Here is a 21061-nt window from a genome sequence, read left to right on the forward strand (position 1 = left end):
ACGACTGAGAAATCCAGAAAAACACAAGGCTTAGATGAGATTTCTCCTAAAGTCGAAATGACTCTATAAAAAACAACTGTAAAAACAACTGATTTCCTTTTTTTAAATAATTCGTCACTGCGAAGCAAATACCTTTGCGGTGGCAGTCTCTTTATATTGACCGTTTAATTTAGTTATTACAGAAATAACGTCTTTTCGAAGAAGTGATAACGACTGAGAAATCTGGAAAAACACAAGGCTTAGATGAGATTTCTCCTAAAGTCGAAATGACTCTATAAAAAACAACTGTAAAAACAACTGATTTCCTTTTTTTAAATAATTCGTCACTGCGAAGCAAATACCTTTGCGGTGGCAGTCTCTTTATATTGACCGTTTAATTTAGTTACTACAGAAACATCGTCTTTTCGAAGGAGTGATAACGACTGAGAAATCCAGAAAAACACAAGGCTTAGATGAGATTTCTCCTAAAGTCGAAATGACTCTATAAAAAACAACTGTAAAAACAACTAGCATTCTTTTTTAAAATAATCCGTCACTGCAAAGCAAATACCTTTGCGGTGGCAGTCTCTTTATATTGACCGTTTAATTTAGTTATTACAGAAACAACGTCTTTTCGAAGAAGTGATAACGACTGAGAAATCTGGAAAAACACAAGGCTTAGATGAGATTTCTCCTAAAGTCGAAATGACTCTATAAAAAACAACCGTAAAAACAACTAGCATTCTTTTTTAAAATAATCCGTCACTGCAAAGCAAATACCTTTGCGGTGGCAGTCTCTTTATATTGACAGATTACTTCACTTCGTAAACTCCGTTCGTAATGACTCTTCATAAAATAAACTTACCTCAAAGTACTCGACTTATAAATCAATTTCTTTTAGGGCATTTATGTTATTTCTTTCTAAGAAAGCATCAATCGTTTCAAAATGCTCAATAACACGTTTATCTTTAAATTCAAATACTTTTTCCGACAGTCCTTGTAAGAAATCACGATCGTGCGAAACTAAAATTAAGGTTCCGTCAAAATGAAGTAAAGCTTCTTTAATTACATCTTTAGAGCGAAGGTCTAAGTGGTTCGTAGGCTCATCCAGTATTAATAAATTTACCGGTTCTAATAATAACTTCACCATTGCTAAACGTGTTCTTTCTCCTCCCGAAAGTACTTTTACTTTCTTATCAATATCTTCTCCGCTAAACATAAATCTTCCTAAGATATTTTTAATTTGTGTACGAACATCACCTTCTGCTACTTCATCTACCGTTTGAAAAACGGTTAACTCCGGGTCTAATAATGACGCCTGATTTTGTGCAAAGTACCCTACTTTGGCATTATGCCCCAGTGTACACGTTCCTTCAACATCTATTTCGCCCATAATAGCCTTAATCATGGTAGATTTTCCTTCTCCGTTACGCCCTACAAACGAAACTTTTTCTCCACGCGCTATAGAAAAACTGGCATCCTTAAACACGGTTAAATCTTCGTACTTTTTAGTAAGCCCTTCTACACGTACCGGATAATCTCCTGATCTTGGCGACGGTGGGAAACGTAGTTTTAAAGATGAGTTATCAACCTCATCAATCTCAACCGGTACTAATTTTTCTAACATACGCTCACGAGAGGCTACCTGGTTGGTTTTTGAATACGTTCCTTTAAAACGCTCAATAAACGATTTAGTTTCTGCAATAAACTTTTGTTGCTCTTCGTAAGCTTTTAATTGATGTGCTCTACGTTCTTTACGCAACTCTAAATAATGAGAATAATTAGCTTTATAATCGTAAATAGTCCCCATAGTTACCTCTATGGTTCTGTTGGTAATATTATCAATAAAGGCTTTATCGTGCGAGATTACCACTACCGCTTTTGCCTTGTTTTTTAAAAAGTTTTCCAGCCAAATTACCGATTCAATATCTACGTGGTTGGTAGGCTCATCTAATAAAATTAAATCGGGTTTTTGTAATAAAATTTTTGCCAATTCAATACGCATACGCCATCCACCACTAAACTCAGAAGTAGGTCTGTCTAAATCATCTTGCTTAAAACCTAATCCTTTTAAAGCTTTTTCTACTTCCGCTTCGTAGTTAATTTCTTCTAAGGCATAGTACGATTCTCCTAAATCAGAAACACGCTCAATAATTTTCATGTATTCTTCTGATTCATAATCGGTACGCGTTTCTAACTGCTTGTTTAAGGCTTCCATTTCGGCTTTCATCTTAAAAATAGCGTCAAACGCTTTAGAAGCCTCCTCTTTTACGGTGCAATTATCTTCCATTAATAAATGCTGAGGCAGGTAGGCAATTACTGTATCTTTAGGTGAACGAACGCCACCACGGGTAGGTTTGGTTAAGCCTGCAATAATTTTCATCATTGTTGATTTTCCTGCTCCGTTTTTCCCCATTAAGGCTATTTTGTCGTTTTCATTAATTACAAATGAAACATCACTAAACAAGCTTTTTCCGTTAAACTCTACCGTTAATTGATCTACAGTAATCATACATATTATTTTAAGCCGCGAAAATAGTAATTTTAGAACTCTTTTTTATAAAATTAAAGCAATTCAACAAGAACATCTGTTAGTTTAAGTACAAAACTGCTTTGCGGAAAGACACAAGAGCCAATACCTGATGATTATCAAACACTTAAAAAACCAGATGCTATTCTATACCGGCAAAAACATTTTATAAAATCGGTATTCCTTTGAGAGTAAGGCAATCAACACCACCCATTAGTTGATATCTGTTATTAATAGAATGACTGCCGTGGTATCAAAGGACCGCGCCGTGATATCAAAGGAGCGTGCCGTGGTATCAAAGGACCACGCCGTGGTATCAAAGGACCACGCCGTGGTGTCAAAGGACCATGCCGTGGTATCAAAGGACCACGCCGTGATATCAAAGGACCGTGCCGTGATATCAAAGGAGCGTGCTGTGATATCAAAGGAGCACGCCGTGGTATCAAAGGACCGTGCCGTGGTGTTAAAGGAGCATGCCGTGATATCAAAGGAGCGTGCCGGGGTCAAAGGAAGACTATTCAATGGGAGTATTCAATGAAGTGTGTCACCTGTATCTGTATAGTTTTACACAATATCTAAAATTAAATTATGGTTATTACTAGATTCAGTAAGCAAATTAAATGATGATTGGTTATGTTTGTAAAGAAAAAACAAAATATAATCATATCCATACCAAAATGGTAGTATAACGATATATTTTATAAATATATAAACTAGTTATACGTAATTAGTGAAACCTCTTAAATGGAAAGAACAAATTGAAACAAAAGAGAGATAGATATGAAATGCACAAGTATTGGGGGAAAAAGCCTGCCAATAACTTGAATAAGTTGATTGAGGAATACTCGAAGAAAGGAGATACTGTTCTAGATCCTTTCTCTGGCTATGGAGTTTTTTGTTGTGAAGCATATCTTTTGGGTAGAAATGTCATTTCTAATGATTTAAACCCATCCGCAAACTTCATAACCGACCAACTTTTAGAACAAAGTATCGATATTTCTAAGATAAAGAAGGAATGGAAAACCATTAAAGAAGAATTTATACCTTACATTAACTCTTGGTATGAATTTCAATACAATGGTGAGACCGTTATCCCTTCGGCAATACTTAGAGACAAAAACGACATTCCTATTATGCTAAAGTTTAAAAGGAATGGTGAGAAAAAATCAACTGAAATAACAATTGATCAGAAAACTGCACTTGAGTTTATTGAGTTTGAAAAATCTCAAGAAATTACCGATTGGTATCCTACTGATTCTTTAATTGAAAATTCACGAATTTCAGCTAAAAAAGGAATGACAATTGCGGATCTATTTACGAAGCGAACATTAGCTTGTCATGCTAGATTACTTAATTTGATAGAAACTCATTCTTCTGGAAAAGAGTTACAACTTTTAAAACTAGCATTCACGGCTAATTTAGCTAACTGTTCAAAACTTGTTCCGCCAATTAAATCAAGAGGCCCAATGGCTCCAGGTGCTTGGATGACAGGTTTTTATATCGGTGATACTTACATAGAAAATAATGTTCTCCAGTATTTTGAGAATAGATTCAATAAGACAATTAAAGGAAAAGAGGACTATTTGAACTTTTTTAAATTAAATGATGATTTATTCAGCAAACAAGAAAGAAAGAACACCTACACTATAACCAAGGATGATGCAAAACATCTATCAGTTCCTTCTGAATCTGTAGATTATGTTTTTACTGATCCACCCTATGGAGATGCTGTTCCCTATTTCGAACAAAGCATAATATGGAATACGTGGTTAAAATTTACTCCAGATTATGACAATGAAATTGTAATTACTGATAGTAAAGAAAGAAAAAAGGGAGCAACTGAATTTGAATTAGAAATAGAAGAAGCTTTCAGCGAAATAAGAAGAGTGCTCAGAGATAGTGGTTATTTTTCTCTTACATATCATTCTCTTTCCGGTCTAGAATGGAAAGCGATTACTAATGCCTGTATAAAGAACGGCTTCGAATTAGTAGATTTTCAGTGGCTCGTACAAAAGTCTTTTACCCCTAGACAGATTAATAGGCTTAAAAGTATTAAAGGTGATGTTTTAGTTACCTTTCAAAAGGTTCCATCAATTCAATCAAAACACTTGACCAATAAAGAAGTAAAAACTCTTTTTCTTGAAAAGATTGAAGACTGGATATCAGCTTCCCCACTAGACACTAATGAAATTTTTTTGAAAATTATGAAAATGATTTTCGAGGAAAAGATAATAATTAAAGAGATAGACTTATTAAAAATATTAACTGCGAATTTCAAATTCACAGAAAATCAAAAATGGACATTAAATGACAAACTTAAACTTTGCTGAATTAGATAATTGCTTTAGAAATAATGATTTTCCAAGTATAGAAAATGACAATAGAGGTATTCGTTTCCTCAAGCTGCGTAGTATGTCAAGAAAGGCTACAATGGAGGAATTCTTTGAGCTACAAGGAATAAACTATGAAGAGGTTAATTCAAGGCAATATTTCCAAAAAGCTTTTAACCTAAACATAATCACTGATGCTCAAATAAATGATTTTATTAATTCAAAATACTTAGAAGAAAGACAGGGAAGAGCGGACAATCAAGATTACCTAGTTGATCAATTATCTCGTTTACAGTATTTTGACTGGGGAGGTTCATTTGGAAATAGTTTAGAAAAAAACATAGTAAACAACTATGTTAAGAAGATTCAATCTTATAATCAAATTAATGAAGAAATTGAAGGTAGTCTATTAACCAGCTTAAGAGGATATACATTGAATTCATGGTATAACCACTGGACTTCGATATTAATTGAGGATTTATTCAAAGATCATGACGCAATACTTCCCACTGTTGGTTTGGTAAAGAAAATTGACTTTTTTATAAATGATGTCCCTTTTGATCTTAAGGTAACATATTTCCCCGAACAACTATTAGCAGATAAACTTAGAGAAGTTGGCTATGGCAATGAACTAACCAATTTGAAAAGAATTTGTAGAACATTAGAAATCCATATTCCTAATGATTTAAAGGATAAAGCATTAAGACTACACCTTTACAATAAAGTCTCTGAAGATCAACGAGAAGAGGCTCGTCATTTTATTTCAACTCTCAAAACACATAAAAGGAACATTATTCAAGAAGCGGAAGCTGACCCTGCCGAATTAAAAAAATGGTTTTATGAAAATCAAGGTGAAGCTAGATTTGATGCATCAAATAGATTTTTTCTTGTCCTTACAGATGAATCAGACCTATCAAATAGTTGGAAATTAAAACGCAACATTCACTTCTTAAGAGAGAATATTAACGCACACTTGGATTATATTTATGATAACATGGATGGATTAGAAACTGAATTTTATTGGCATGGAGACCAACAAACGTATAGATGCAAATCAGACATTCTATTTCTGAAATATACTGAATAAAAACTGGGTAACAACTGCCATAGTACATGTCCTTTGAGGTACACACCATAGCCAAAACCATCAATTCAATATCTTAAACAACAACTCTTTTAAAATATCGGCTTGGGGTAAGGCATTCACCCCTACTCCTTTGCTTTTTACAACACCACGTAGTAACCCTATAATTTGAGATACTTTTCGTATGGGGTAGTTTTTAGCTGCTGTAACATAATTATCTACAAAATAAGAATTATGCCTATTTTTACTTAGTTACCCAATAGGGACAAGGTATGAACCTTATTAAAAACAATCTTTTGAAAAAAACAACATTAGATACGTACATAAAAAGAGGGCTATCAGACAGAAAAAAAAGGATTCTTCGTTTTACTGAGAAAGGAATTGAATTTGACAACTCTACATTCTTTGAAGAAAAAATTGAATTGATTAAATACTCTGATATAAAAGCTTATCGCTTTGGACTGGAATGGATAACCGGATTTTATTTCACTTTTGGTCGGGAATATAAAGTTGAGTTAAAAACTATCGAGAATGACATAATCAAACTTAACTTCGCCAGTTACTATGGAATAAAAAAGATTGCATTAGCTGAAAAACAAAAGCAAATTTTAGACGCTTTGTGGGAAACATTTATTGAAAAGAAATGCTTAGAAAATATAGAAAATTTTAATTCCTCTATCGATATTAAAATTCTAAATACAAAAATGAGCACAGCAGGTGTCACTATAAAAAAGCATTTAGTACCTTGGAATGATGTTAATTTGAAAGAATATTATCACTACTTTGTTATTTACTCTTCTAAGGATGCCGAAAACATAAGTCAAGCTTATTACTATAAACTAGACTGGAACTCCGGAATTTTATTTAGCACCATAAAGCACATACTAAACAATAACCAGCTATAGCAACTATTAACCTTTCCTCTAATAACACTAACTCTGTGAAACATACATCTTTGTTATGACAGTACTTTTTTACTGAGGGATTACTTCAATCGTTATCACTCTTTCGTAATGACTTTTAGAGAAATTTGTATACAATACTAATGCAATATCTTAAACAACAATTCTTTTAAAATATCGGCTTGGGGTAAGGCATTCGCCCCTACTCCCTTGCTTTTTACATCGGCATCACGTAGCAATCCTATAATTTGTGATACTTTTCGCATGGGGTAGTTTTTAGCTGCTGTAACATAGTCATCTACAAAATAAGGATTCACCCCTAATGCTTTGGCTACCGAACCTTTGGATTTGTCTTTTAGTCCGTGATATAACAACAATTGAGTAAAAAAGCTATTTAGTAAAGAAATGGTCATCACCAACGGATTGTTCTTCGGGTTTTGAGCAAAGTAGTTGATAATTCTGTTAGCTTTTACAATTTCTTTTTGCCCTACCGCCTTACGTAATTCGAAATTATTAAAGTCTTTAGAAATTCCAATATTCTCTTCAATATGAGTAGGATTAATAATGGTTTCTGCTGGTAAAATAGATACCAATTTATTAAGCTCGTTACTTATTTTACTTAAATCAGTTCCTAAAAACTCTACCAACATCTGGGCAGCTTTGGGCTCTATATTAAAGCGTTTATTTCCTAAAACCTTACGAATCCAATCAGCTACCTGATTTTCGTACAGTTTAGCACTCTCAAAAATTAATCCGTTTTTAGCAATAGCTTTATATGCCTTTTTACGCTTATCTAACTTTTTGTATTTATAGTTAAACACCAACACGGTAGTAGGTTGCGGTTGATTGGCATAGGCTTCTATTTTATCAATGGTTCTGCTTAAATCCTGCGCCTCTTTTACAATAATCACCTGATATTCTGCCATCATAGGAAAACGTTTAGCAGCCGCTACAATCTCTTCAATAGCTACATCTCTTCCATACATGACCATTTGATTAAATCCTTTTTCAGATTCATCCAGCACGTTATTTTCTATATACTCAGAAATTCTATCAATGTAATACGGCTCTTCTCCCATTAAAAAATAGATGGGTTTAATAGTTCCGTTTTTTATATCGTTGATTATCTGTGCTGCTTCGTTCATGTAAAACCGTTTCCTATTAATTGATTACCTTTAGAAAGTTTCTTATTTTTGAGCAATGCAAAAATTAAACTTACCTTTTTTCGATTTCAGGCTCAAAAGTAACGAAAATAAGACGCTTATTTTTGATAGTTTACGAAAAAAATATGTGGTGTTAACTCCTGAAGAATGGGTGCGTCAACATTTTTCCCGTTATTTAACAGAGGTAAAAAAATACCCGGTTTCATTAATTGCTATTGAAAAGCAACTCACCATTAATCAGTTAAAAAAGCGTACCGATATTGTTATTTTTGACACCAATGGATTGCCTAAAATTATTGTAGAATGCAAAGCGCCTTCTATAAAAATAACGCAAGATACTTTTGATCAAATTGCACGGTACAATCTTAAATTAAACGCTCAGTTTTTAGTGGTTACTAACGGTTTGCAGCATTACTATTGTATGTTAGATACAGAAAATGAGCGTTATGTTTTTTTACAGGATATTCCTGAGTATTCTTAATCTGCTCACTCTGCTTTTTATGCTAACTTTTTTGCTTGTTCGGATATCTTAAAACAGCATCGGGAAGTAACAAAACTTCCATCGAGAGGTAGCAAAATTTCCATCGGGATGCAGCATTTTCTCCATCGAGATGTAGTTTTCGCTTTTATTTTGCAGCTATAAATGCCGTTAAAACATCTCTATAAATTAACTTTTTATTCTAAGCATAACTCAACTTAAAAATGTATTTTTGGCGTCTTGAAAACAGCGATCGTCATATTAAATTGGAACGGAAAACAGTTGCTAGAACAGTTTTTACCTTCTGTAGTTAATTTTAGTGTTAATGAGGCTGAGGTATATATTGCCGATAATGCTTCAACTGATGATTCTATTGCTTTTGTACAGGAAAACTTTCCTACTGTAAAGATTGTTCAGAATCGTATAAATGGTGGCTATGCTAAAGGGTATAACGATGCACTGCAACATATTAAAGCTGATATTTATTGCTTGTTAAACTCAGATATTGAGGTTACCGAAAATTGGCTTCCGCCTATTATTTCTGCATTTAAAAACAATGCAAAAACGGCTATTATACAACCTAAACTTTTAGATTTTAAAGACAAAACTAAGTTTGAGTATGCCGGTGCGGGTGGTGGTTTTATTGATCTATATGGATATCCGTATTGCCGTGGTCGTGTTTTTAATTTTTTAGAAACAGATAACGGACAGTTTAACGATACTACCGAAATTTTCTGGGCTTCCGGAGCATGTATGTTTATCCGTTCTGAAGTATACCATAATTTAGGGGGCTTTGATGAAGATTATTTTGCGCATCAGGAAGAAATAGATTTATGTTGGCGTGCGCAAAACGAAGGTCATACAGTTGCATATGTAGGGGCTTCAACGGTTTATCATGTAGGTGGGGCTACTTTGCAAGAAAGTAATCCGCATAAAACATTTTTAAACTTTAGAAACAGTTTGTTAAACGTGGTAAAAAATGTTCCTAAAAACAGGTTTTTATGGGTAGTTTTTTCTCGTTTATTGTTAGATGGTATTGCCGGAATAAAGTTTGCGTTAGAATTGCGTCCTATTCATACTTGGGCTATTATTAAAGCGCACTTTAGTTTTTATGGTAACTTTTTTAAGTTTTTAGGAAAAAGAAGAACGCTTCAAAAAAAGTCGAACTATAATTTACACACTTCTGTGGTTTGGCAGTATTTTATTTTAGGTAGAAAAAAGTTTGAAGATTTACGCTAATTCGTCTTGGTTTTTATAGATGTAATACAGCAAGAAAAAAACAGCGATTCCTCCGAAAAGATGCCATAACCAATGGGTACCCATAGGAAATATTACCACTAAATTATCTAAGGTTCTAAACAAAATGGCTACGCCAAAAATGACAATTCCGTAAGCAATATACTGTGCTCGTTTCCACTTTGTTTTGTAGGCATACCAAATAAAAGGAATTAGCAATGTTACAGCGGTAACAACATATCCAAAAGATATTTTATAGGCTTGGGGTATGGGTAAGAATCTTGGTACAACAGATAAACATAATAATCCTAAAAACAATGCTACTTGTTGTCCCCTTTTTTTCTTTATTTTTCCTACAAAATAAACGATGCTTCCTAAGCAGACTATCATAATAGGCAACCAATCTAACACCAGCCAAAACTCATGGCTTCTTGTTCCGTGAAACATCGTGCCTCCTATCCAACTTATAAAAATTACCGGAATTGCAAATAAAAAGAAAGGATGCTTTTTAGGATGCTTAGCTATCTTTTTAATAAAATAGATAAGTATGAATATAAAAATTAGGTTGCTAAAGGTATTAAAAGGTTCTACCGGTAAACGTCCTTGAATTGTTTCTTGGTATATAGGACCGCTATCGTTAGGAAATTGTTGCAGCAGGCTATAAAACATCCAAGCTTCCTTTTCCTTCTCTAATAACTTCAGGTTCGTCTTGAGTTAAGTCAATTACGGTTGATGGATGGTTATCACCGTAGCCTCCGTCAACCACTACATCAACAATGTTTTGCCATTTTTCAAAAATTAACTCAGGGTCTGTAGTGTACTCTAAAATGGTATCTTCATCACGAATAGAGGTTGATACAATAGGGTTTCCTAAAGCTTCTACAATAGCTCTTGCAATGTTATTGTCAGGAACACGTATTCCTACTGTTTTCCTTTTTTTAAATGCTTTTGGTAATGTGTTGCTTCCCGGTAATATAAAGGTATAAGGGCCGGGTAATGCTCTTTTTAAGATTTTGTATGTTGGCGTATCAATTTGTTTTACATAGTCAGACAAATGACTTAAATCATTACAAACAAAAGAAAAGCTTGTTTTTTCTAGGTTTACGCCTCTTATTTTTGCTATTTTTTCTAAGGCTTTAGTACTTGTTATATCGCAACCTAAACCATAAACCGTATCAGTAGGGTAAATAATAATACCGTCGTTTTGTAAAACTTTTACAATTTTATCTACCTCTCTTGGGTTCGGATTTTCATTATATAACTTTATAAATTGCCCCATAATTTTTAGTAATTGTCAAAATCAAAATCGTCATAACGTTCAAAGTCGTTGAATTCGTCATCAAACTCATCTCCTTCTAATTCCTCTTTAAACTCATCATCAAAATTATCAAAATCGTCAATATCAAACGTATTGTTCATGTTTTCTTCCGGCATGTCTCCTACGGCTAACAGTAACTTAGAGTCTTCAATTGTTTCGTCTGATTGATCAATAACCTCAATATAAAACGTCCACATGTTTAAAAAGTCATACACATAAATAAGTTTGTCATGCTTATTAGGTAGTGTTTCGCTTAAAACGCATGTAGCCATAGACACACCTTCTCCGGCTTCAGCCATACTAAATAACGGAATTTCCTCTCCTTGTCCCCACTCCTCATCAGCGTAATAAAAAGAAGCCATTTCTTGTCCGTCAAAACCAAACGACTTGGCGATTAAAAAATGTAACTCTTCTAATGATTTTCTTTCATCAACCATTAGTGTTCTAATTACATCTTCTTGTGTATCTAATATTGCGCGAACTTTATACATATTGGTTATTTTTTATAGCTACAAAAATACGTATTTTTGAGTGATATTTATCAAGTTATATGGATAAGCAAAAAATACTTACTAAGCTTAACGGTTTAAATAAAAATACTCTTATGGAAACGCTAGAAATAGAGTTTGTTAACGTTGGAGATAATTTTTTAACAGCTAAAATGCCCGTGACTTCTAAAGTTCATCAACCTTTTGGCCTTTTACACGGAGGGGCTACTGCCGCCTTAGCGGAAACTGTAGGAAGTTGTGCTTCGGGTTTTTTATTTGCTGATACTAAAACTCAAATTGTTAAAGGTTTGGAGTTAAGTATGAATCATATAAAAAGTAAAAAAGAGGGAACTATTTTTGCCACAGCAAAACCTATACATAAAGGAAAAACAACTCATTTATGGGAAATACGAATTGTTGATGAAGAAGACAACTTAATTTCTATAGGTAAGTTAACTAACATTGTTTTAGAAAAAAAATAGGTACTGTTTTAGGCAATGTACAACTCTTGTAAGGTATTTGCTGTAGATAGAAGATGATATACATGAGAAGAATTAAAAAAATTCTGAAAATAACAGGCTTTGCGTTACTTATCCTTTTCATTGGAGTGTACGTACTTTTTGTTAGCTTTTCTTCTCCTTCTTCTGATGCCCGTATTGTAAAAAAGTTTGCTTCAGCTCCTTTACAACCTGAAATAAAATACAAATACTTTCAAAATTTTAAGTACAGAACGCTTTCTATTTGTCATAATCATAAGTTACCTACTCTTATTTTTATTCACGGGTCAATTGGGTCATCTGCTGATTTTATTAAGTATATGACGGATGCGTCTTTACTTACAAAGTATAATATGATTGCCTATGATCGTATTGGTTACAATTATAAAGACACGCATCATGTACAGGAAAGTATTGCTTTTGAACGTGATTTATTAGATGATTTGATTTCTAAAACCTCCAGAAGCAATAGTATTTTGGTAGGGTATTCATACGGAGGTCCTATTGCATTAGCTACCCAAAAAACCGTTAAGAAAATTGTGTTACTAGCTCCTGCTGTATATAGCGAAGTTGAACCTATGCCATGGATGGTTAATTTTTATAAATGGAAAATTACCCGATGGTTGGTGCCTGCAATTTGGAAAGAGGCCTCCAGAGAAAAAATATCACACCCTAAAGATTTAAAAAATTTCGAACATAATTGGGCTTCAACTCCCAACACCGTATTAAGTATTCATGGAAATACAGATTGGATTGTTCCTCATAGTAATTCTGAATATTTGCTGCGTCAATTTCCTAAGCATCAGTTTACATTAATTACATTACCGGATACGGGCCATGGCTTGCTTTGGAGTCAATTTGATTTTATTAAACAACAACTTTTAAACTTATAAGTTTGCATATTTTTACACATATTGAAAATTCTTTACAAAAGAAATTACCTTTTGTTGCCTATAAAAAACCCAATAGCACTTCTATTGCTTCTTTTTTTCAGAACAATGATACATTAGTTACTACCACTAACTTTTATGATAGTGGTTTTGTTTTTGCGCCTTTTGATGATACACAAGAGGCTATTCTTATTCCTGAGAAAGAGGCTGTTTTTAGAGAAGAAATGCTGACTTCTTTCCGTACTGAAAACTCAGCAAAGAATATTGCTACTGATGTTTCTTCAAAAGAAAATCACATAAACTTAGTTCAAAAAGGAATTACAGCCATTGATAACGGACTTTTTAAAAAGGTAGTGTTATCAAGAAAAGAGCTTGTTACACTAGAGAGTTTTGATGTTATTACCGTTTTTAAAAATTTACTGGCTAGTTATCCTAATGCTATGGTATATGTTTGGTATCATCCACATATTGGTATGTGGTTAGGCGCCACTCCGGAAACCTTAGTTAAAATAGCTAATACTGAATTTGAAACAATGGCTTTGGCAGGTACACAACCTTTTGTAGAAGGTGCAACAGTTGCCTGGACTTCAAAGGAAATAGATGAGCAACAATTTGTTACCGATTATATAGTGGAAAAACTTACTCCTATTTGCTCTCAAATTTCAACAAGCGATACTGAAACCATAAAAGCGGGTAGCCTATTACATCTTAAAACAAAAATTCAGGGTAGTATAAAAACCGATAATACTGACTTAATTAAAACGCTTCACCCCACTCCCGCAGTTTGCGGACTTCCTAAAAATAGTTCTAAAGATTTTATTTTATCAAATGAATTGTACAAACGAACTTTTTATACCGGTTTTTTAGGTGAGTTGAATCTTAACAACAACACTCAACTTTTTGTAAACTTACGTTGTATGGAAATACAGAATAACAACGCTTTAATTTACATAGGTGGTGGTATTACTAAAGACAGTACTCCTGAAAAAGAATGGGAAGAAACCGTAGCCAAGGCTATGGTTATGAAAAAGGTATTATAAAAAAACCACCTTTGTAACCAAAGTTACTAGGTGGTTTTAATTGTGTAAATTGAATTTGAATTGATTTTTTTAGCTGGACCAGCTATATTTTTTTTATAAACAACTGAGTACTTGTTGTTTAAATATCGTCAAAAGAAACATCTGTAAAGCTATCTGTTGAAGCTTCCATTACTTCTTCTTTTCTATAATCTTTTTGATGACGTTCGCTAATTACCTCTTCACCTTTTTCATTTACTATATATCCGGTAGCTTTATCTAACATATCTCTAAAATCAGCAAAGTCTTCTTTATATAAGTAAATTTTATGCTTTTGGTAATGGAAAGAACCATCATCATGCGTAAACTTCTTACTTTCTGTAATTGTTAAGTAATAATCATCTGCCTTAGTAGATCTAACATCAAAAAAGTAAGTCCTTCTTCCTGCTCTTAAAACCTGTGAAAAAATTTCTTCTTGTTCTACTCTCTCGCTCATAATTCTTTATCTTAAGTAATAGTTGTTTATTTAAAATTGCTCAACAAATCTAACAAAATATTTTACTTGACAATGCGAAACCTTATATTTCTTTTTCTAAAAGTTGTTGATTATACAAATCTTTATAATAGCCTTCATCTTCTATTAACTGATTATGAACTCCTTGTTGTATAATTTTTCCATCTTCTAAAACAAGGATTTTATCTGCATTTTTGGCTGATGAAATTCTATGGCTTATAATAAAAGTGGTTTTGTTTTTTGAAACTCTTTCTAAGTTAGAAAGTATTTTTTCTTCCGTTTCAGTATCTACCGCAGACAAACAGTCATCAAATATTAAAATTTTTGGGTCTTTAATAATCGCTCTGGCTATTGATGTTCGTTGTTTTTGCCCACCGGATAAAGTCACCCCTCTTTCTCCTAATATTGTTTTATAGCCTTCTTTAAACTCGCTAATATTATCGTGAATCACAGCATTTTTTGCTGCTTCTATTATTTCCTCTTCAGTTGCATCTTCTTTACCAAACTTAATGTTATTTTCAATAGTGTCTGAAAATAAGAACGGATCTTGTGGTACAAATCCTATTTGATTTCTTACATCATCTAAATTACAGTCTTGCACATTTACACCGTCAATTAACACCTCTCCCGAAGTCGTATCATAAAGTCTGGAAATTAAACTTACCAACGTTGATTTACCACTTCCGGTATTTCCTAAAACAGCAATGGTTTCTCCTTCTTCAACCGTAAAGCTTATATCTTTTAGTGCGGTAATGTTGGTATCATCATAGGTAAGCGTTACATGTTTAAACTCAACCTTTCCTTTTATTTCTGTATGTTCATTTACCGAGTTTTCAATTTCAGGTACTTGTTCTAAAAACTCATTAATACGTTGTTGTGAAGCTTCAGCCTGCTGTACAATAGAGGTTACCCACCCTACAATAGCCACCGGCCAAGTAAGAATGTTTACGTATAAAAAGAACTCGGCAATAACTCCGATTTGAATTTCTCCGGCAATATATTGCTGGCCTCCTACATAGAGTACAATAATATTACTAATTCCTATTAACAATATCATTAGCGGAAAAAATAAGGCTTGTACCTTATATAACTCTATATTTTTTTCTTTACTAACATCTGCCAGCGAATCAAAATTAGCAATTACCGCTTTTTCAATTGCGTATGATTTTACAACGTTTATTCCTGAGAAAAATTCTTGATTATAAGTAGTTAACTTAGATAAATATTGCTGAACAATGGTACTTCTTTTATTTATTTGCCTGCTCAACACAAAAATTGAAATGGATAAAATAGGAAAAGGTAATAATGTATACATCGTAAGTTTTACATCTATTTGCAGCATTTGAGCAAAACCTACAATAAACAGTACTATCATATTTAATGAATACATAATTGCCGGTCCAAAATACATACGTACCTTAGATACATCTTCACTAATACGATTCATTAAATCACCGGTTCTGTTCTTTTTATAAAAGTTTAGAGACAATCGTTGGTATTGTTGATAAATTTCATTTTTCAAGTCAAACTCTATCATTCTTGACATTACAATGATGGTTTGTCTCATTAAAAATGTAAAAAAACCAGCTACCAGAGTTACTCCTATTATTATAAGTACATCATATAATAATTCTCTTTTTACAACTGCTAAGTCTGTAATAGTTCCTGACATGTAATTTTCAACAACATTCAATGAATTCCTAATAATAACAGGAATTTTTAATGCCAGTAATTTGGAAAGAACAGTAATTACTATTCCCACTAACAGTCTCCACTTATACTTAATAAAATATTTATTTAAATACTGTAATGCTTTCAAAACCTCTTTTATTTTTTATATAAAAACAGCCTGTATCTGTTAAAGATTATACAATTAGCTATGCTTTTTTTGATTATGTTTTAACGATTTCATATTTTTGCCACCTAATTTTTTGAGAATATGAAAATAGGCTCAAAACTAAACTAATAACAAATGACATCAGAAATCATTGATACTAAAGACCTTAAAAACGATCCTGTATTTGGTCAATTATCTTTTGACAACCATGAACAAATCGTTTTTTGTAATGACGAAGATACAGGTTTAAAAGCAATTATTGGTATTCATAATAGAACTTTAGGGCCTGCTCTTGGAGGTACTAGAATGTGGCAATATAAAAATGAATGGGAAGCTTTAAATGATGTATTACGTTTATCTCGTGGGATGACTTATAAATCAGCTATTAGCGGTTTAAATCTTGGTGGAGGAAAAGCTGTTATTATAGGAGATGCTAAAACCCAAAAGAATGATAACTTAATGCGTAAGTTTGGTGAGTTTGTACATTCTTTAAGCGGAAAATATATTACTGCTGAAGATGTAGGAATGGAAACTCGTGATATGGATATCATTCGCGAAGTTACTCCTCACGTAACCGGTGTTTCTGAAGCTATCGGAGGTTCAGGAAATCCATCACCTGTAACTGCTTACGGTGTGTATATGGGAATGAAAGCTGCTGCTAACTACAAGTTTGGTTCTGACAGTTTAGCCGGAAAAAAAGTGTTAGTACAAGGAGTTGGTCATGTTGGTGAAACTTTAGTAAAATATATTACTGATGAAGGTGCTCAAGTAATCTTAAATGATATTAACGAAGCGCGTTTAGAAGAATTAAGCAAAAAATACAACGCTAAAGTAGCTTTAGGAAATGATGTATATGGTTTGGATATTGATATTTATGCTCCATGTGCTTTAGGTGCTACTTTAAATGATGATACAATTAATCAATTAAAAGCTAAAGTAATTGCCGGAGCTGCTAACAACCAGTTAGCTAATGAAATTAAGCACGGTAAATTATTACAAGAAAAAGGAATTGCTTATGCTCCTGACTTCTTAATTAATGCCGGAGGAATTATTAACGTATATGCTGAAGTTGCCGGATACGGTAAAGAAGAAAGCTTAAGAAGAACTGAAAATATCTATAACACAACCTTAGAAATTTTCAATTTAGCAGAAAAAGAAAATATTACTACACACAAAGCAGCATTTAATATTGCTCAAGCTAGAATTGACGCTCGTAAAAAAGAGCAAAATAGCTAGGTAAAAAAAATAAAAGTTTTACTTTTGCAGAGCGTTAGAAATTAATCTATCGCTCTCTTTTTTTAAAGTTCTTTAAAATGATAAATAGAAGACATATTCGAGTTAAAGTAATGCAGTCTGTGTACGCAATGCAGCAATCAAACAGTCAAGACTTAGTCAAAGAAGAAAAATTTTTAAAACATAGTATTCAAAAAATGTTTGATTTGTATGTTTTAAACCTACAATTACTAGTTGAAGTACAAAAATTAGCTCGAAAAAGAATTGAGCTTTCTAAAAAGAAAATCCTAGCTACTAAAGAAGATTTAAATCCAAACACCAAATTTATTAACAACCGCCTATTAAACTTACTTACTGAAAGTGTAAGTTTAGAAGGATATGTAGAACTTAACAAGTTAAACTACTGGGATCTTGATGATAAATACGTACAAATTATTTTTGACGAATTGTTAGAAAGTGATATGTATAAAAAGTATATGGATACTGTTGAAGATTCATACAATGTTGATCGTAGCTTTGTGATTAATTTTTTTAGAGATATTGTAGCACCTAATGAAAAGTTAGCCGATTATTTTGAAGATAAAATGATTTCTTGGGTTGATGATATGCCGTTTGTGAATACTTGGGTTTTAAAAACTCTCAACAAACAATCTCCTAATAATCCTTTTATATTAGGAAGCTTATATAAAGATGACGATGACAAGCAATTTGTTTCAGCATTATTCAACAAAACCATGCTTCACCATCATAAATATGAAGAAGATATTAAAGAGAAAACCCCCAACTGGGAAACAGATAGAATTGCTGATGTTGATATGATTTTAATAAAAATGGCCATTACGGAATTTTTACATTTTCCTTCTATTCCAAGTAGGGTTACTATTAATGAATATATTGAATTGGCTAAAGATTACTCAACCAGTAAAAGCGGGCATTTTGTAAATGGTATCTTAGATAAACTTGCTAAAGATTATCTGGCATCAAATGCAATGGTTAAAATTGGTAGAGGATTATTATAATAAATTAGTATTTTTACACCAACCAAATTATTTTTATAATGAAAAAAATAGTAGTAACCTTAGCAATTGCAATTTCAACATCATTCATTGTTTCTTGTGCAAATGGAAACGCAAAATCAAAAATAAATAAAGATAACGTAGCCAACGCAGAAAAAAGAGATGGTGAAATTAATAAAGGAGCACCTGTTATAAAGTTTGATAAAGAAACTTTTGATTTTGGTACCGTAGCAGAAGGTGAAGTAGTAGAAACTACTTTTGTTATTACCAATGAAGGAAAATCTGATTTAGTAATTACTGATGCTAAAGCCACTTGTGGATGTACAGTACCTGTATGGCCAAAAGAACCTATTGCTCCGGGAAAAACAGGAGATATTAAAGTAAGCTTTAATACAAGCGGTAAACCAAACAAACAATCAAAATCTGTTACTTTATACACCAATACTGAAAAAGGTACTGAAGTGGTAAAAATATCAGGAATGGTAACTCCAAAAGAACAAAAATAATAAACGAATGTTAGTACAATCAATCTTTTTACAAGCAGATGGTGGAGGACTTATGAATATGCTCCCTTTTGTTTTAATGATAGGTGTTTTATATTTTTTTATGATTCGCCCTCAAATGGCTCGTCAGAAAAAAGAAAAACAATTTCAATCTTCAATAAAAAAAGGAGCCAAAGTAGTTACTTCAAGTGGTATTCACGGTAAAATTGTTGAATTTAATGATAACGATAATACCGTTTCTATTGAAACCGGTGCCGGGAAAATTAAATTTGAACGATCTGCTATATCAATGGAATTAAGTAAAAAGTACAATACTGAAACAGTAAAATAGTATAAGTGAGCTTTTTAAAGCTCACTTTTTCTTTAAAAACACAACACTGTGGTAAAAGCTCTTAACATCCCCAAAGTATTTATCGGTTTCTTAATAGCTTCGTTACTATTTTGGTTTTTAATGAACCTCTCTAAAGAATATACTACAGAAATTAATTTTTCTATTGCTTACCAAAATCTAGAACAAGATAAACTTATACAAAATTCTCCTCAAAAAGACCTTAACCTGCTTATTAAAGGTAACGGTTTTAAATTATTGGGAGCCAACTTTACACGTAATCCAATTTTATTAGATTTAAAAAAGCTTCAAAAAAAATCAGATACCGAGTATTATTTATTAACTAAAAACCACATTGCTGAAATTCAAAAGCAATTAAAATCTGGCCTTACTTTAGCCAATATTCCTCAAGATTCTATTTTTTTTACCATAAGCAAACTAAGTTCTAAAAAAGTTCCTATACGTCCAAATACAAATATTGCTTTTAAAAAAGGGTTTGATATAGCTTCTCCTATAGATTTAAAACCGGATTCTATTGTTATATCAGGAGCTCAGCAGGATTTAAAAGGTATTGATTTTATTAGCACCGAAAAAATTGAGCTTACCAACCTTTCAGAAAATTTTTCTCAACAAGTGAATATTGAACTACCTGAAAAAGTAAAGGTTAGGCAGTTTTCAACCATGCTCTCATTAAATGTAGACAAGTTTACTGAGGGAGAAACTGAAGTTCCTATCATTGTTAAAAACATACCTAAAGGAGATAATGTTAATGTATTTCCAAAAGTAGTAACCATTACCTATAAAGTAGGCTTAAAGAATTTTAACAAGGTTACATCTAGTTCTTTTGAAGTAGTGTGTGATTATAATGAATCTGAAAAGAACAACCTTCCTTATCTGGTACCAGAATTAAAAGTTAAAACTAATTTAGTTTCTTCAGTAAGAATAGTTCCTAACAAAATAGACTTCTTAATACATAAATAAATTATGGTTGTAGGATTAACCGGTGGTATTGGTAGTGGAAAATCTACCGTAGCTAATATGTTTGCTCACTTTTCTGATGTAGCTATTTATAATGCAGATTTGGAAGCTCGAAACTTAATGAATACTTCACCTGAAATAAGAGAAAGACTTATTAACGAATTTGGTGCAGAAGTATATAAAAACAATGAGTTAAACAGACCATATTTAGCTAACATTGTTTTTAAAAATAAAAAGAAACTTGCTACTCTTAATGCCATAGTACATCCGGTTGTACACAAACACTTAAAAGATTTTATTGAAAGAAATGCAAACAAATCATATATACTTTATGAAAATGCTATTCTTTTTGAAAATAACAGCCATTTATTTTGTGATAAAATAATAACAGTGACCGTACCTCTGGATACCCGAATTCAACGAGTTATAAAAAGAGACAATACTTCTTGTGAAGAAGTTAAAAACAGAATAAAAAACCAATGGAACGATTCTAAAAAAATATTACAATCTCACTACATCATACAAAACTTAAAATTGGAAGATACTGAGAAAGAAGTTTTTAAAATTCACAATTTTTTAACAAGCAGCAAGTATTAATTTATCTACAGTCAATAATATTTCTTAAAATTTTCTTAATTTTATATAATATTTGTTAATCTAAGTTAAAAGAAAATTGCACTTCATTTTATTAAATTATTTTTGAAAAATGGGCAAAAAAATCTTCATTATAATTGTTGTTTT

22 protein-coding genes and 1 pseudogene are annotated in these 21061 nt (G+C 32.4%); 15 read left to right on the plus strand and 8 right to left on the minus strand.

Annotated elements, in window-relative coordinates; translation table 11 throughout:
- Positions 1-859: 859 nt before the first annotated feature.
- Positions 860-2491: an ABC-F family ATP-binding cassette domain-containing protein gene (locus ACQY1Q_RS03860; RefSeq protein ID WP_431003974.1), complete on the minus strand. Its 1632-nt coding sequence runs from the start codon at positions 2489-2491 to the stop codon at positions 860-862.
- 256 nt (positions 2492-2747) lie between these two features.
- Between ACQY1Q_RS03860 and ACQY1Q_RS03865 the strand changes: the two genes are divergently transcribed.
- From ACQY1Q_RS03865 to ACQY1Q_RS03875, 3 genes are all read left to right on the plus strand, one after another.
- The gene (locus ACQY1Q_RS03865; protein ID WP_431003975.1) at positions 2748-3047 is read left to right on the plus strand and encodes a hypothetical protein; all 300 of its coding nucleotides are present in this window, start codon (positions 2748-2750) and stop codon (positions 3045-3047) included.
- Positions 3048-3267: 220 nt separating this feature from the next.
- Positions 3268-4839 carry a DNA methyltransferase gene (locus tag ACQY1Q_RS03870; protein WP_431003976.1) on the plus strand — a complete coding sequence of 524 codons (1572 nt, stop codon included), beginning with the start codon at positions 3268-3270 and terminating at the stop codon, positions 4837-4839.
- Complete coding sequence (locus ACQY1Q_RS03875) at positions 4817-5926, plus strand: hypothetical protein (RefSeq protein WP_431003977.1); 1110 nt, start codon at positions 4817-4819, stop codon at positions 5924-5926. Before ACQY1Q_RS03870 ends, ACQY1Q_RS03875 begins: the two co-directional genes overlap by 23 nt.
- A 60-nt stretch (positions 5927-5986) precedes the next feature.
- On the opposite strand, the pseudogene ACQY1Q_RS03880 reads toward ACQY1Q_RS03875, so the two are convergent.
- A pseudogene (locus ACQY1Q_RS03880) lies at positions 5987-6130 on the minus strand (DNA polymerase III subunit delta); the annotation flags it as partial.
- An 89-nt stretch (positions 6131-6219) separates the two neighbouring features.
- On the opposite strand from ACQY1Q_RS03880, the gene ACQY1Q_RS03885 reads away from it, so the two are divergent.
- Positions 6220-6828 (plus strand): hypothetical protein, encoded by a 609-nt coding sequence (locus tag ACQY1Q_RS03885; protein WP_431003978.1) that lies wholly within the window; start codon positions 6220-6222, stop codon positions 6826-6828.
- Between the two features lie 137 nt (positions 6829-6965).
- On the opposite strand, the gene holA is transcribed toward ACQY1Q_RS03885, so the two are convergent.
- Entirely contained in the window at positions 6966-7970 is a 1005-nt protein-coding gene (holA, locus tag ACQY1Q_RS03890; protein WP_431003979.1) for a DNA polymerase III subunit delta, read from the minus strand.
- Positions 7971-8025: 55 nt separating this feature from the next.
- Here holA and ACQY1Q_RS03895 point away from each other — a divergent pair, with 55 nt between their 5' ends.
- A complete protein-coding gene (locus ACQY1Q_RS03895; RefSeq protein ID WP_431003980.1) occupies positions 8026-8469 on the plus strand; it encodes a type I restriction enzyme HsdR N-terminal domain-containing protein in 444 nt (147 codons plus the stop codon).
- Positions 8470-8706: 237 nt separating this feature from the next.
- Positions 8707-9705 (plus strand): glycosyltransferase family 2 protein, encoded by a 999-nt coding sequence (locus tag ACQY1Q_RS03900; RefSeq protein ID WP_431003981.1) that lies wholly within the window; start codon positions 8707-8709, stop codon positions 9703-9705.
- On the opposite strand, the gene ACQY1Q_RS03905 is transcribed toward ACQY1Q_RS03900, so the two are convergent.
- Genes ACQY1Q_RS03905 through ACQY1Q_RS03915 form a run of 3 tightly spaced genes read right to left on the minus strand, consistent with a single transcriptional unit; the run spans position 9697 to position 11511 of the window.
- A complete protein-coding gene (locus ACQY1Q_RS03905) occupies positions 9697-10371 on the minus strand; it encodes a ceramidase domain-containing protein (RefSeq protein WP_431003982.1) in 675 nt (224 codons plus the stop codon). The two genes, ACQY1Q_RS03900 and ACQY1Q_RS03905, sit on opposite strands and share 9 nt — an antisense overlap.
- Positions 10361-10981, minus strand: a complete 621-nt coding sequence (locus tag ACQY1Q_RS03910; protein ID WP_431003983.1) for an L-threonylcarbamoyladenylate synthase — start codon at positions 10979-10981, stop codon at positions 10361-10363. Before ACQY1Q_RS03910 ends, ACQY1Q_RS03905 begins: the two co-directional genes overlap by 11 nt.
- Before the next feature lie 5 nt (positions 10982-10986).
- Positions 10987-11511, minus strand: coding sequence for an IS1096 element passenger TnpR family protein (locus tag ACQY1Q_RS03915; protein WP_431003984.1), 525 nt, complete (start codon positions 11509-11511; stop codon positions 10987-10989).
- 59 nt (positions 11512-11570) lie between these two features.
- Here ACQY1Q_RS03915 and ACQY1Q_RS03920 point away from each other — a divergent pair, with 59 nt between their 5' ends.
- From ACQY1Q_RS03920 to ACQY1Q_RS03930, 3 genes are all read left to right on the plus strand, one after another.
- A complete protein-coding gene (locus ACQY1Q_RS03920; protein ID WP_431003985.1) occupies positions 11571-11990 on the plus strand; it encodes a PaaI family thioesterase in 420 nt (139 codons plus the stop codon).
- Positions 11991-12052: 62 nt separating this feature from the next.
- On the plus strand, positions 12053-12898 hold the full coding sequence (locus tag ACQY1Q_RS03925) for an alpha/beta fold hydrolase (protein ID WP_431003986.1): 846 nt from the start codon (positions 12053-12055) through the stop codon (positions 12896-12898).
- Positions 12899-12900: 2 nt separating this feature from the next.
- Positions 12901-13935, plus strand: a complete 1035-nt coding sequence (locus ACQY1Q_RS03930; RefSeq protein WP_431003987.1) for a chorismate-binding protein — start codon at positions 12901-12903, stop codon at positions 13933-13935.
- Positions 13936-14053: 118 nt separating this feature from the next.
- On the opposite strand, the gene ACQY1Q_RS03935 is transcribed toward ACQY1Q_RS03930, so the two are convergent.
- Positions 14054-14407, minus strand: a complete 354-nt coding sequence (locus tag ACQY1Q_RS03935) for a PUR family DNA/RNA-binding protein (RefSeq protein ID WP_431003988.1) — start codon at positions 14405-14407, stop codon at positions 14054-14056.
- Positions 14408-14489: 82 nt separating this feature from the next.
- Positions 14490-16244, minus strand: a complete 1755-nt coding sequence (locus tag ACQY1Q_RS03940; RefSeq protein WP_431003989.1) for an ABC transporter ATP-binding protein — start codon at positions 16242-16244, stop codon at positions 14490-14492.
- Positions 16245-16397: 153 nt separating this feature from the next.
- Here ACQY1Q_RS03940 and ACQY1Q_RS03945 point away from each other — a divergent pair, with 153 nt between their 5' ends.
- From ACQY1Q_RS03945 to coaE, 6 genes are all read left to right on the plus strand, one after another.
- Positions 16398-17498: a Glu/Leu/Phe/Val family dehydrogenase gene (locus ACQY1Q_RS03945; RefSeq protein ID WP_431003990.1), complete on the plus strand. Its 1101-nt coding sequence runs from the start codon at positions 16398-16400 to the stop codon at positions 17496-17498.
- A 77-nt stretch (positions 17499-17575) separates the two neighbouring features.
- Positions 17576-18514, plus strand: a complete 939-nt coding sequence (nusB, locus tag ACQY1Q_RS03950; RefSeq protein WP_431003991.1) for a transcription antitermination factor NusB — start codon at positions 17576-17578, stop codon at positions 18512-18514.
- A gap of 38 nt (positions 18515-18552) precedes the next feature.
- Positions 18553-19017, plus strand: a complete 465-nt coding sequence (locus tag ACQY1Q_RS03955) for a DUF1573 domain-containing protein (protein WP_431003992.1) — start codon at positions 18553-18555, stop codon at positions 19015-19017.
- 7 nt (positions 19018-19024) lie between these two features.
- On the plus strand, positions 19025-19345 hold the full coding sequence (gene yajC, locus ACQY1Q_RS03960; protein WP_431003993.1) for a preprotein translocase subunit YajC: 321 nt from the start codon (positions 19025-19027) through the stop codon (positions 19343-19345).
- A gap of 48 nt (positions 19346-19393) precedes the next feature.
- The gene (locus ACQY1Q_RS03965) at positions 19394-20323 is read left to right on the plus strand and encodes a CdaR family protein (RefSeq protein ID WP_431003994.1); all 930 of its coding nucleotides are present in this window, start codon (positions 19394-19396) and stop codon (positions 20321-20323) included.
- 3 nt (positions 20324-20326) lie between these two features.
- Positions 20327-20917 (plus strand): dephospho-CoA kinase, encoded by a 591-nt coding sequence (gene coaE, locus ACQY1Q_RS03970; protein ID WP_431003995.1) that lies wholly within the window; start codon positions 20327-20329, stop codon positions 20915-20917.
- The last annotated feature ends 144 nt before the right edge of the window (positions 20918-21061 follow it).

The organism is Tenacibaculum sp. TC6 (genome assembly GCF_050606265.1).
In the GTDB taxonomy this organism is placed as follows: domain Bacteria; phylum Bacteroidota; class Bacteroidia; order Flavobacteriales; family Flavobacteriaceae; genus Polaribacter.